Below are 11703 nucleotides of genomic sequence, written 5' to 3' on the forward strand. Positions count from 1 at the left end.
TGCCGGGGCTGAGCCGACTGAACAGGAGTCGACCATGCGCAGCCTACTGGCGGCGTTCCTGAGCCTCTTCCTCGCTCCCCGCGGAGCCCACCGCTCCGCAGCACCGTCACCACTGCCCCTCATTGCCTGTCCACCTGTTCCGGAGCCCCCACCCATGATCACGTGTCCGCACCCGGAGGACGTCATCACCGCCGATGGCACGCTCCTGGTCCGCCCGTACGTCGTCGAGTGGGAACGCGAGCTTGACGAACGTGATCGGCGCCGGGTGGCGGTCCTGGCGACGCTGGGGCAGGACTGTGTTCCGTGGGAGGTGGCTGTATGAGTACGAGTACGTCCCGTATGCGCAGCCTCGGCGTAGACCCGGCCACCGGCAAGGAGGCCCTGGCGGTCACGCGCCCCGGCGGTCTTCTTGAGGAGCTGGCCGACGTGCGTGCGCTCAAGGCCGCCGCCGTCCTGGTGGCGGTCGTCGGCGCGGTGCTGGAGGTGGGGAAGGCGTCGGATGCCGAACTCGCCGCATTCGTAACGCCGTTGCATGCCGCGCTCGAAGAATGCGTCGGCGTCATGGCGGCGGACAGGGAGTGACGGCGTAGGCGCATTCGGACGTGGGCCGGTGGTGCGCTGGGTGCCCGGGGTTTGTCCTGGGTGCCCACTGTCCACCGGCCGCAGCATGGGCAGGGATCTCTCGGTGAGGCCACCCACCGCAGGCTCGACCAGCCTCGTCGGTATCCGGACCGTAGACCGTCCCGCCCAGGGGTGGTGGGCCTGGATCAGGCGGCCATCTCGCCGCGTATCCGGTCCAGTGACCGCGAAGCGGCGGCCTGCTGAGCGGGCAGCCGTGACCCCGCGGTTCGCATGATCCGCTGTAGCTGGTGGGGGAGGCGCTGCACAACGGCCTCCTGGGTGGCGGTATCGAGCGACTGGGCGGCGCCTGCCGTGTCGTCGGCGAGTAGTTGGACGTGCGCGACAGTGATCAGTTCGATGACGCGCCACTGTGGAGCCACGACAGTCGTGGGCACTGGGGGACTGTGTTCCACCAGCCGCATGGCCAGGTCGGTGCGCCCGGTTGAGACGAGACCGCGCAGGCGGATTTCGTGGAGGGAGAAGGGGTTGAACAGGCTGGTGTGGTCGACGCGGTCGAGCAAGGCGTCGGTCTCCCGCATCACCCGGGCGAACAGGTCGCCGTTGCCCAGCGTGCCGACGGCTCGGGCGAGCAGCGGCAGCACGGCGGCACGGGCGTTGTCGTCGGGCGCCGTGGCGGCAGCGCGGCACAACCGCTGGACCGCCGCACCCCGTAGGCCGGCCTTGCGCAGTTCGTTGCCGTGCATGCGCAGCACATACGAAGTCATGCCCGGGTCCCCGAAGTACTCGGCGACCTCCAGGCTCTTGGCCGTCCAGCGGGCGGCGGTGGCCAGGCGTTCCTCCGGCAGCACGTTGCCCAGGGCCACACCGAGGCCGACGCGGGCCCGGGCGAGCAGGTGCAGGACGTCCCGCTCGGTGTGACCGTCGTCGACGCGGGCTTCGAGACGGACGACGAGCGGCCACAGCTCCGAGACGGCTTCGGAGGCGTGGCCGGACTGGCGGGCGATCTCTGCGAGCCGGACGGTCGACTCACCGAACTGCACCATCGCCCGGTGGTCGGTGTCGGAGGGGTCGGTGACGCCGAGGATGTGGGGCGGCAGTCGCAGAGCCTCGCAGACGCGGCGCCGGGAGCCGACGTCGTCGAGGGCGCGCTTCCCCAGCTCCAAGGCGGAGATGTAGGTCTTGTCGTAACCGAGGAGGTCAGCGAGCGAGGCCTGGTTCAGACCGTGCCCCGTCGGTAGAAGCGCAGGATGCCTGCCAGGTCCCCTGCGGCCAGGACGAGTTGGGCCTGCGGTGTCGCCCAGTGCCACTGGGCATGCCGTGCCGAGGGCCGTGGAAGCGGGAGCCCGCTGTCCCGCGTCCGTGTCACGCTCTCTCCCCCGGCCATCGTCGGCTACGTCCGCTCGTGGTCGCCCAAGGCTGCCGGTGCGGGATGGCGCAGGCCGTACCAGGCGGCGATGGCCTGTTTGTAGCCGTCCGGTATGTTCAGCTCCGGTACCTCGTCGGCGGTGAACATGCCGAGCTGCTTGTGCTCGTGGCTGACGACCGGGGGCCGGTCGGGAGTCAGCACGGTGCAGCCGTAGGTCACGATCAGCACGCGCCGTCCGGGGATGGGCTGGTAGATCCACACGCCGCTGTTGATGAGCGGGCCGGCCTTGACGTCCCAGCCGGTCTCCTCCTGGATCTCACGCTCCAGCGCCGCCTCCGGGCTGCTGTCCGGCAGTTGTGCGCCATCGGGGCTGCCGACCTCCAGGCGTCCGCCAGGCAGCTCCCATTCATCGCGCTCGTTCCGCAGCAGCAGCACGCGATCACGCGCGTCGAGCGCGACACCTTTTACGGAGACGGGCCAGAGCGGCGGCGTGTACGTCATGACGTCCTCGTCCTGCGGTGTGCGAGCCGGGCCTTCGGAACGTAGCACGCCCCCCTCGACCCACCCCTAAGACGACCGATTTGTCCTAGTCGACAATCAGTCGCTTTACCCGGACCACCAGACCTCCCCACTCTGATCACACCGACCCCGATCGAAGGAGTACGGCGATGCTCGACGCCTCCGCAGGCTCCGAGACGCTCTTCGCCGGCCACTACGTCGACCTCCGCGCCCCGCACGCCAGCGACGTGATCGCCGCACAGCTTCGTGAGACCGGCCTGGTCACCCTCGACGGACTGACAACCCGGCCGGAGATCCTGGCGTTCGCCTCCCGGCTGATGGCGCTCACGCCCCACCCGCACGGTGCCCCCGACGGCTTGACCCTGATCCACGACACCGGCAGCCAAGCCCGCGGAGTCGGCTTCGCCGGATTCGGCAACGGCGAACTACAGGCCCACACCGAACGGTCGGGCATCCCCACGCCTCCGCGTCTGATCCTCCTGGTGTGCCTGCAGCCGGCGTCAGCGGGTGGTGAGACCCTCCTCGCCGACGGACGCGACGTCCACGCCCGCCTCGTCGACGAGAACCGAGAAGCAGCGGTCGCGCTCTGTCAGCCCCGAACCGCCTACTTCGGCGCTGGCTCCGGCCATGCCACCCAGGTCTTCACCGTTCAGGCCGACGGCCGTCTCTCCATACGGCTGCGCCAGGACTGTCTGGCCCGCTGGAGCCCCATCGTCCGCCCCTACTTGCCCGACCTCCGCAGCGCCATCGCCACCAGCCAGCACCGCCTCCTGCTACACGCCGGACAGGGCTGTCTGCTGGACAACCACCGCTGGCTGCACGCCCGCACGCGCTTCACCGGGAACCGGCAGCTCCTGCGCAGCCTGGGCGACCCTCATTTCGCCCTCCCCAGCGGATTCGCCCCGCACCCGACAGCCGCCGTCCTTCCCAAGACCAGCGAGCCCGTCTCATGGGTCCACGCCGCGAGGAGGTGACCGATGTGACGGACGCCGAACAGGCCGATGTGGGGACGCTGATGGTCGACAAGCGCAACGACCAGGTGGGCGTGGTCATGGGGCACGCCGGGCCCTACGTCCAGCTCCGCCCGCTGAAGGGCGGCAGGGAGTGGGACGTTCCCCCAGCGGAACTTCGCCGCCCCACCCAGGCCGAGGAGCTGAGCGCCAAGGTGGCCGTAGCGAACGGGCGGTGGGGACGATGAAGCCCACGGCGTCGCTCTTCGGCTCTGCGCACGGCAGCCGTATGCCGGATGCGGCATCACTCGGCCATGGCGTACGTGACAGCGGCGGCCGGTGGCCCGGCTGAGTCGTTTCTCGAAGGACCACTGCCGATCATCGCGCTTGCCGCTTCGTGCGGCGTCGTGATCGGCGTCGCGGTCTCCACCGCCCCGGCCGCCCCTTGAGTTCCCGTCCCTGCCGGACGTAGCCGATCGACAGGTTCCCCCGCTTCGGGAAGCCCGGCAGGGACGGGCCGCAAACCCCGCTCCGGACGGATCAATTGCCCGAACCCATGGACAGGTCGAGCGCCGTCGGAAGCGGGTCCGCAACGCCACTTCGCCCCCAACTCCAAGGAGGAGCAATGCCGAACGACACCGCCACCAGCCCGACGACCGATCCGGCCCGGTCCGGCCTGGTCAAGGCCCGCCGCCGCATCCAGGCCGCCCGCGAACGCGGCGTCACCCCGTCCGACGGCGGCAGCACCGGCCGTACCGACAGCAACGACTGATCCAGGAGGAGAAGCCTTGTCGCCGCTGAACCTGGCGGCCCACCTGGGCCAGGACGAGTTCCTGGCCCAGGTGCTCCACCGCCACCACCGCCACGTCCCCGCAGCCCTCACCAACCCCGGCAGCCTGATCACTTGGGACGACGTCAACACCATCCTGGCCACCCACCGCCTGGAACCGCCCCGCTTCCGCCTGTCCGCAGACGGCGAGATGCTGCCGGCCTACCGCTACACGGCCCCGGTCACCACCCGTCGGCACACGGTCTGGCATCGTCTGCACCCCGCCGAGCTGCACGCCTGTCTCGCCGAGGGCGCCTCCCTGGTGATCGACGCCGTCGACGAACTCCACCCGCCCGTGGGCCGCGCGGCGATGGAGCTGGAGCGGTGGCTGCGCACCGGCGTGCAGACCAACCTGTACGCCTCCTGGACCGCCCGCGAAGGCTTCGGTGTGCACTGGGACGACCACGACGTCGTCGTCATCCAGATCGACGGCGCCAAACGCTGGAAGCTGTACGGCCCCACGCGCACCGCCCCCATGTACAAGGACACCGACGAGCCGGAGCCCCCACCGGAGGAGCCGATCGCGGAACTGGTCCTGCGCCCCGGAGACGTGCTGTATCTCCCGCGTGGCTGGTGGCACTCGGTGGCTGCCTCCGAGGGGGAGCACTCCCTCCACCTCACCTTCGGCATCCAGACCACCACCGGCGCCCAGCTCCTGTCCTGGCTCGCCGACGACCTGCGTCGCCACGACGTCCTGCGCGAAGACCTGCCCGTTCATGCCACCGCCGCGCACCAGGCCACCTATCTGGAACGACTACGCAAGGAAGTCACCGCCGCTCTGGAAGATCCGGCTCTCATCGGCCGGTACACGGCGACGCGCGACGGAACCGACCTCACCCGCCTGCGGCCGAGCCTGCCCCACATCGCCGGTGTCCCTGCCGACCCAGAGGTGCACGTCAGGCTCGCCACCGCACGAGGCCACCTGGAGCCCGCGGCGACCGGGGACGGAGTGGTCTTCCGGGCCTGTGACAACGAGTGGGAGATGGCAGAGGAAGCGCAGCCGCTGTTCCAGCGCCTGATGCGCGCCGCGCCCAGCACCGTGTCGCTCGGTGAGCTGGCCGCTGCGGCTCGCATCCCGGTCGCGGAGGTGGCAGCCGTCGTCTCCGAGCTGATGAACGGCCAAGCGATCACAGTGGAGGGGAGCGAGCGATGACGACGGCAGCCTTGGGTCTGGGCACCTACCGCGTCCGCCCTTCCGGACTGAAGGACGCCGCCGTTCGCGCGGCCGCCGACTCCGCCACCGCATGGATCGATACCGCGCCCAACTACCTCAATGGGCACGCCCAGTTGCTGCTTGCCCCCACGCTTGCCCGGCATCCGATCCCGGTTTCGACCAAAGTCGGATTCCTGACAGATCACGCCGCCGAGGACGCCCTCCCCGACGGAGCCCTCACCGCCGAGGACGCGGAACACGGACACTGCCTGAGCAGCCCATACATCCACTGGCAGTGCGCACGCAACCGCACCGAACTCCGCCGCGACCACCTGGACCTCGTCTTCGCCCACAACCCCGAGCACACCGCCGGCGACCCGTACGACGCCCTGCGCGACGCCTTCACCGCCCTTGAAGCAGAAGCAGTGGCCGGAACCCTGACCGCATACGGCGTCGCCACCTGGGACGGCTTCGACACCGGCAAACTGAGCGTCCCCGCCCTGCACCAACTGGCCACCGAAGCCGCCGGCACGGAACACCACCACCTGCGAGCCGTCCAACTGCCCGTCTCCCTCGTCACCGCCACCGCGTTCGCCCAAGCCCTGGACGGGGAGGGCCCCATCGCTCAGGCGGCCGACCTCGGCTGGCAGGTCTACGCCTCGGCACCCCTGTTCGGCGGTGAACTGCCCCAACTGGCCACCCCGGACCTGACCGCACTGCTAGCCCCGGACCTGACCACCGCGCAGGCATGCCTGCTGGCGGCAGCCTCCTGCCCCGGGGTGACACGGATTCTGCTCTCCACGTCTGCCCCGGCACACTGGGCCGAAGCCCAAGCCGCCCTGCGAAGCCCGGCCATCCCGGTCCCCACGCTACGAAAGGTGCTGGATGTACTCGCCGCCGACTGACCCCACAGACCGGCAGCGCATGCGCCGGGCGTTCGCGGGGTCCGCCGAGTCGCTGAGCGTCAGGATCACCGGCCCCGAGGTCTGGGGCTGGCACGGCCGCACTCTCAGCAGCCGCGTCGAACGCCGAGACGGAGGCGCCTGCTGGCTGAGACTGCTCTCCGCGCCGCAGGACAGAGCAGCGGGAAAGATCTGGGACGGCAACCGCCAGGCCGCCGCGCTGTTCGACGGACGTATCCGCAAGCCCCTGCTGTACGACACCACGGAGTCGAGCAGCGACGGCCACACGTTCCAGGCAGAGCTGCACCAGTACGTCTCCGAGCCCATCGCCTCCCCCAGCCCCGTCCTGCGCACCGAACTCGACCCGCCTACCGGATGGTGGGCTTCCCTCCGCGCGGACCTGGCATACGTCAACACCGTCCCCACGGACCGCGTAGCCGTACGACAGGAGTGGGTGGACCGCAGCGTCCCACGCTTCCTGAACATGCCCGGCCCCCGGGTCACGGACTGGGCGACGGCCCACGGAGACCTGCACGCCGCCAATCTCACGAGCAGCACCCCCTATCTGCTCGACTGGGAGGGCTTCGGCCTGGCACCGACCGGTTACGACGCCGCCATGCTGCTGACGTACTCCCTGCTCGTCCCCGAATTCGCCCACCGTATCCGCGACACCTTCCCCGTGCTCAAGACAGAGCCCGGACGCGTCGCGCAGATTATCGTCATCACCGAGCTACTGCAGTCGGCCTCACGCGGCGACCATCCCGAACTCGTCCCAGCACTTCACACCCTGGCCGCAGAACTGGGTTGACCGTAAGAACTGCACAACGACGTAAGCGTAAGGAGAACCTGTTGTGTCCGCGACACACGATGACGCAAAAAAGCTCGTACGGACGCAAGTCTGGGATGCCCTCGACGCGGTCGGCGCGGTGCACGACGACACGGCTCACGGCCGCATACCCAACTTCAGAGGCTCCGAAGAAGCCGCTGCACGGCTGGCCGGGCTTGAGGCGTGGAAGAACGCCACGGTCATCAAGGCGGTACCGGACAAGGCGCAACTCCCTGTGCGCGCACGGGCTTTGGAGGATGGCAAACTCCTCTACACGGCCGTCCCGAAGCTGGCCACGCTCAAGCCCTCTACCTCCTCGGCAGCGTGGCGGTCAACCGCTCCGGCGTGCGGATCGGCAAAGGAGCCGGGTACTCCGACCTGGAGTTCGCGTTGCTCACCGAGGCCGGACTCGTCGGGCCCGAGACGCTCGTCGTCACGACCGTGCATTCCCTCCAGGTGATCGACACCCCCATTCCATCCACGGCGCATGACGTGAACGTCGACGTGATCGTCACGCCCGACGAGGTCATTAACAGCGTCAAATCGGCGTCCGTCATCAGGTCGTCATGGCGGCGCAGCCACCCCTCACGACGTGGCTGCCGACTCCGCCACATAAGCCTCCGGATCGAATCGCCCCAAGCGCCTGCGCATTCTGCCCGTCGACCAAGGCCAGCTGAAGCTGTTCACGCCGTTGGGGTCCAGGTAGTAGCTGGAGCAGCCGCCTGAGTTGTAGACGGTGGTGGGGAGGGAGTGTTGGATTTCGGCGTTGAAGGCTGCTTGGACTTCTGGGCGGACCGTCATGGTGGTCCAGGCGGAGGTCTGGGCGTGGCGTATCGCGGCGGTCACGTAGGTGAGTTGGGATTCCAGGACCGTGTACGCCGAGGTGTGGCCCGTGCCCAGGTGGGGGCCCAGGAGGATGAAGGCGTTGGGGAAGCCGGTGACCGTGGTGCCGAGGTAGGCGTCGGGGCTGCCTTTCCAGTGGGCGGCCAGGGAGGCGCCGGTCGCGTCGAAGACTCGTTGGGCGATCGGCAGGTCGAGGATGTGGAAGCCGGTGCCGAGGATGATCGTGTCGACTTCCGCCGTCCGGCCGTCGGTTCCGGTGAGTTGGTTGCCTTTCACCGTTTTCAGGGCTGCGGCGTGTACGTGGACATTTGGTCTCGTCAGGGACTGGTAATAGGTGTTGGAGAAGAGGAGGCGTTTGCAGCCCAGGGTGTAGGTCGGGGTCAAGGATCGTCTGAGGGCTGGGTTTTTGACCGTTGTGCGGAGGTGCAGGGCGCCTATGCGTTCGACGGCTCGTAGCAGTGTTGGGTGGCGGAAACCTATGCCCAGGGTTTCCAGGGCCGCGTATTCAGCGGCTCGCAGAGCCCGTTGGGACGTCGGGAAGTGACGCATCAGCCAGCGTTCCGCGCGTGGGACGTGGTGGTCCGCCTTCGGTAGGACCCACTGCGCCGTGCGTTGGAAGAGGTGCAGGCGGCCGACCTTCGGTTGTATCGCCGGTACGAATTGCACGGCCGACGCTCCGCTGCCTATGACGGCCACCCTGCGGTCGGTCAGGTCGTGGTCGTGGCGCCAGCGGGAGGAGTGGAAGACCGTGCCGGGGAAGTCGTTCAGGCCGGGGATGTCGTCGGGGACGCGTGGCTCGTGCCAGGGGCCGGCCGCCGAGATCAGGAAACGGGCGGTGTAGTCGTCCCGGGTCGTCGAGACGCGCCAGCGCGAAGCCGCCGGGTCCCATCGCGCCCGTACCACCTCCGTGCCGTAGTGGATGAGGGGCGGGAGGTCGTACCGCGTCGCCGTGGCCCGGAGGTACGCGCGGATCTCCGGCTGTCCCGCGAACGCCCTTGTCCACTCCGGGTTCGGGGCGAAGGAGTACGAGTACAGGGCGGACGGTACGTCGCACGCGCACCCCGGGTACGTGTTGTCCCGCCATGTGCCGCCCAGGTCGTCGGCCTTCTCGACGATCACCAGGTCCCGTACGCCGGCCTCGCGCAGTTTGATCGCGGCGCCGATGCCGGACAGACCGCTGCCGATGATCAGTACCTCGACGTCATGGCTCTCCCGGACGACGACGGTGGTCGCCCGGGGGCCGGTGCGCGGTGGCTGCTGCGGCATGTCAGGCTCCTGGACCGGTGGGCTTCGGGAGGGGGTGGGCGGGGAGGGCGGTGGGTGGGCGGCAGAGGGCCCGGACCACGGCTCGCGTCGTGCGCAGTGAGGTCTCCAGTACGGTCAGTCTGCGGCGGCCGTCCATGAAGTTGCCGCCCATCACCTCCAGGTCGGCGGCGGTGGGCTCGATGCGGACGACCTCGGTGCCCGTTGCCCGGAGGGCCGCGCACTCGGCGTCCAGGGTTCGGGTCATGGGGCGGCGCAACAGGGCCTCCGCTCGGCCAAGGCCCTTGCGGGGGTGGGGAGTTACGGAACTCATCGGAGCGATGACGTACACCTCGTCGAGTCTCTCGGGTACGAGGAGGTCGGCCGAGGCGGTGGACAGGACGCCCCCGTCCACGTACCGGCGCCCGTCGATCCGTACCGGGCGGAACCAACCCGGCACCGCCCATGACGCCCGTAGCGCGTCCCGCAGCGCCACCGGTCGGCTGTCGGGGTGGCCGAAGACGGTACGGCGTCCTGAGTCGAAGTCGGCCGCGATCAGCCAGGTGGCGCGGTGGCGGACCCATTGCCCTGGCCGGGGTGCGCCGCCGGGCTTGACGTCGCCCCCGCCCCGGCCCTCGGCCCTGGCGTCGCCCCCGCCCCAGTCCTCGGCCCCACCCCCGCCCTGGCCCCTGCTCCCGCCCCCGTCAGACGTCAGGAAGTCGGCCAGGTCCGCCAACCACCCCGCCTCGCCCCGCCCTTGGGGCAACAGCCCCGAGAGGCCGGCCAGTACCGGCACCCGATGGCTCGGCAGTCGAGGGCTGCTCGGCACTCGGGCTCCCTCTGCTCGGCGGCCCCTCACCCCGTCGGCCAGCGCTCGGCCGGCCAGCCCCGGTGAGCCGAGGAACGCCGCCGGCCGGGGCGGCAGCGGACGCGGTGGGCTCGCGAAGTGCCGGATCAGTTCCGCGCGGGCCTCGCCCTCCCGCCCCAACTGCGCGGCCAGCAGCTCCTCCACCCCCACCCCGCTGCCCAACATCGCCGCCAGCTCGGCCCCGGCCGATGTGCCGACCAGCACCTCGGCGTCGCGGGGGTCCCAGTCGAGGGCCCGGCCCAGTGAGTGCAGGGCGCCGATCGTCCAGGCCGCGCCCAGGGTTCCGCCGCAGCCGAGGACCAGACCCCGGGACGGGGGCGTCGGCGCGGTGGGCCCTCGTAAGGAGTCCGCGTCCGTTCGTACGCCTGTCGCGTCCATCGAAGCCCTCCGGTCCTCGGGATACCAATGAGATCCGGATACTAGCGGTATCGGAAATCAAATGGGCGCCCCCTGGAGGGAGTTAAGATCCGAGGGCTCTGTGGAGATACAGATGGATCAGCGAGGGAGCGCGAGGTATGGCCCGTCTCAGTCGCGTCGAGAGTCAGGTGCGCACCCGCGAGCAACTGATCGCGACCGCTCGCCGGCTGTTTCTCCGCAACGGTTACGCCGCCACCTCCCTCACCGACATCGCCGAGACGGCCGGTTACTCCAAGGGGGCCGTCTACTCCAACTTCCGTGGCAAGGACCGTCTCTGTCTCGCCGTCCTGGACCAGATCCGCGCCGAGCAACTGGCCCTGCTGACGGACTCGCTGACGCGTGACGCGGCCACGGCCGGGGTCGACGAGCGGCTGGCCTCCTTCGCCGCCTGGGCCGAGGCGAACATCGGGGACGAGGACTGGACGTCCCTGGAGGTCGAGTTCCTCACCAGCACCCGGCACGACGCCGGGCTGCGGGAGGAGACCGCGAGCCGGGTGACGGCGATCCGGGAGGCGATCGCCCTCCTCCTCGTCTCGCTCTCCGCCGACCTCCGCACCCCTCTCGCCATGCCCCCGGACGCCGCCGCGACGGCCCTGTTGAGCCTCGGCATCGGCATCGCCGTCCAGCGGATCGCCGACCCGACCACCTCCACCGCCGTCCTGACCGACACCCTCCGCCTCGTCCTCGGCGTCGGTATCGGCCCGACGGTACCGGTTACGGCTCAGTCAACCCCTGGTGGCGGCGAGGTGATGGGGCGACCATGAAGGCATGACTCTCGCCCAGCGCGCGCTGCGACAACTGGAGACCTGGTCCGACCTCTCGGTGGGACCGGCCAGTTGCGGCACGGGCCGGGCGTTGCGGTCCCGGCACGACGAGATCGTGCACTTTCACCTCGACCACGATGTGGACCTCCATCTCACTCCGGGGCTGATCCAGCGCATGGCGGCGGACCTCGGTGAGTCCTCCGCCGTCCGTCTGGTGCCGGGCTCCCGCTGGGTGACGGTCCACCTCGACTGCGAGGCCGACGTCGACCTCCTGCTGAGCCTGGTGAGCGTCGCACTCAAGGCCCACCAGGCCCATCACCCCCACGCGGACCACCAGGCATCGCTACCGGCCGCCACCACGGCACCCACCAACCCACCCGCAGGCTGCAACTTCCGCCGCGTGACCGTGCTGCCGCGCGTCGACTGAGCTGATGACCGGCGA

General features: G+C 69.9%; 15 protein-coding genes and 1 pseudogene. 11 read left to right on the forward strand and 5 right to left on the reverse strand.

What is annotated here, in order from left to right:
* The first annotated feature begins 154 nt into the window (after nt 1-154).
* Nucleotides 155-322, forward strand: a complete 168-nt coding sequence (locus ACWD4G_RS19730; RefSeq protein ID WP_451295031.1) for a hypothetical protein — start codon at nt 155-157, stop codon at nt 320-322.
* On the forward strand, nt 319-582 hold the full coding sequence (locus ACWD4G_RS19735) for a hypothetical protein (protein ID WP_451295033.1): 264 nt from the start codon (nt 319-321) through the stop codon (nt 580-582). The genes ACWD4G_RS19730 and ACWD4G_RS19735 overlap by 4 nt, the downstream gene beginning before the upstream one ends.
* 185 nt (nt 583-767) lie before the next feature.
* On the opposite strand, the gene ACWD4G_RS19740 is transcribed toward ACWD4G_RS19735, so the two are convergent.
* The 3 genes from ACWD4G_RS19740 to ACWD4G_RS19750 are packed head-to-tail and all read right to left on the reverse strand — an operon-like array spanning nt 768 to nt 2449.
* Nucleotides 768-1745: a hypothetical protein gene (locus ACWD4G_RS19740; protein ID WP_451295035.1), complete on the reverse strand. Its 978-nt coding sequence runs from the start codon at nt 1743-1745 to the stop codon at nt 768-770.
* Nucleotides 1746-1798: 53 nt separating this feature from the next.
* Nucleotides 1799-1948, reverse strand: a complete 150-nt coding sequence (locus ACWD4G_RS19745) for a hypothetical protein (protein ID WP_451295037.1) — start codon at nt 1946-1948, stop codon at nt 1799-1801.
* A 24-nt stretch (nt 1949-1972) separates the two neighbouring features.
* A complete protein-coding gene (locus tag ACWD4G_RS19750) occupies nt 1973-2449 on the reverse strand; it encodes an NUDIX hydrolase (RefSeq protein WP_451295038.1) in 477 nt (158 codons plus the stop codon).
* Between the two features lie 167 nt (nt 2450-2616).
* On the opposite strand from ACWD4G_RS19750, the gene ACWD4G_RS19755 reads away from it, so the two are divergent.
* The 7 genes and pseudogenes from ACWD4G_RS19755 to ACWD4G_RS19785 form a co-directional block, all read left to right on the forward strand.
* Nucleotides 2617-3441: a TauD/TfdA family dioxygenase gene (locus tag ACWD4G_RS19755; RefSeq protein ID WP_451295040.1), complete on the forward strand. Its 825-nt coding sequence runs from the start codon at nt 2617-2619 to the stop codon at nt 3439-3441.
* Nucleotides 3417-3665 (forward strand): hypothetical protein, encoded by a 249-nt coding sequence (locus tag ACWD4G_RS19760; RefSeq protein WP_451295042.1) that lies wholly within the window; start codon nt 3417-3419, stop codon nt 3663-3665. The genes ACWD4G_RS19755 and ACWD4G_RS19760 overlap by 25 nt, the downstream gene beginning before the upstream one ends.
* A gap of 377 nt (nt 3666-4042) precedes the next feature.
* The gene (locus tag ACWD4G_RS19765) at nt 4043-4189 is read left to right on the forward strand and encodes a hypothetical protein (protein ID WP_451295044.1); all 147 of its coding nucleotides are present in this window, start codon (nt 4043-4045) and stop codon (nt 4187-4189) included.
* A 16-nt stretch (nt 4190-4205) separates the two neighbouring features.
* Nucleotides 4206-5399 (forward strand): cupin domain-containing protein, encoded by a 1194-nt coding sequence (locus ACWD4G_RS19770; RefSeq protein ID WP_451295046.1) that lies wholly within the window; start codon nt 4206-4208, stop codon nt 5397-5399.
* Entirely contained in the window at nt 5396-6304 is a 909-nt protein-coding gene (locus ACWD4G_RS19775) for an aldo/keto reductase (RefSeq protein ID WP_451295048.1), read from the forward strand. Before ACWD4G_RS19770 ends, ACWD4G_RS19775 begins: the two co-directional genes overlap by 4 nt.
* Nucleotides 6285-7109 carry a phosphotransferase gene (locus ACWD4G_RS19780; protein WP_451295050.1) on the forward strand — a complete coding sequence of 275 codons (825 nt, stop codon included), beginning with the start codon at nt 6285-6287 and terminating at the stop codon, nt 7107-7109. Before ACWD4G_RS19775 ends, ACWD4G_RS19780 begins: the two co-directional genes overlap by 20 nt.
* Nucleotides 7110-7472: 363 nt before the next feature.
* Nucleotides 7473-7586: pseudogene (locus ACWD4G_RS19785) on the forward strand (5-formyltetrahydrofolate cyclo-ligase); the annotation flags it as partial.
* A gap of 126 nt (nt 7587-7712) precedes the next feature.
* Here ACWD4G_RS19785 and ACWD4G_RS19790 read toward each other — a convergent pair.
* A complete protein-coding gene (locus ACWD4G_RS19790) occupies nt 7713-9236 on the reverse strand; it encodes a flavin-containing monooxygenase (protein WP_451295052.1) in 1524 nt (507 codons plus the stop codon).
* A gap of 1 nt (nt 9237) precedes the next feature.
* Nucleotides 9238-10458: a patatin-like phospholipase family protein gene (locus ACWD4G_RS19795; RefSeq protein ID WP_451295054.1), complete on the reverse strand. Its 1221-nt coding sequence runs from the start codon at nt 10456-10458 to the stop codon at nt 9238-9240.
* Between the two features lie 137 nt (nt 10459-10595).
* On the opposite strand from ACWD4G_RS19795, the gene ACWD4G_RS19800 reads away from it, so the two are divergent.
* Both ACWD4G_RS19800 and ACWD4G_RS19805 read left to right on the forward strand, forming a co-directional pair.
* Nucleotides 10596-11261: a TetR/AcrR family transcriptional regulator gene (locus ACWD4G_RS19800; protein WP_451295056.1), complete on the forward strand. Its 666-nt coding sequence runs from the start codon at nt 10596-10598 to the stop codon at nt 11259-11261.
* A 4-nt stretch (nt 11262-11265) separates the two neighbouring features.
* The gene (locus tag ACWD4G_RS19805; RefSeq protein ID WP_451295058.1) at nt 11266-11688 is read left to right on the forward strand and encodes a luciferase domain-containing protein; all 423 of its coding nucleotides are present in this window, start codon (nt 11266-11268) and stop codon (nt 11686-11688) included.
* Nucleotides 11689-11703: the final 15 nt, after the last annotated feature.

The sequence above is a fragment of the Streptomyces sp. NPDC002643 genome (assembly GCF_053592555.1).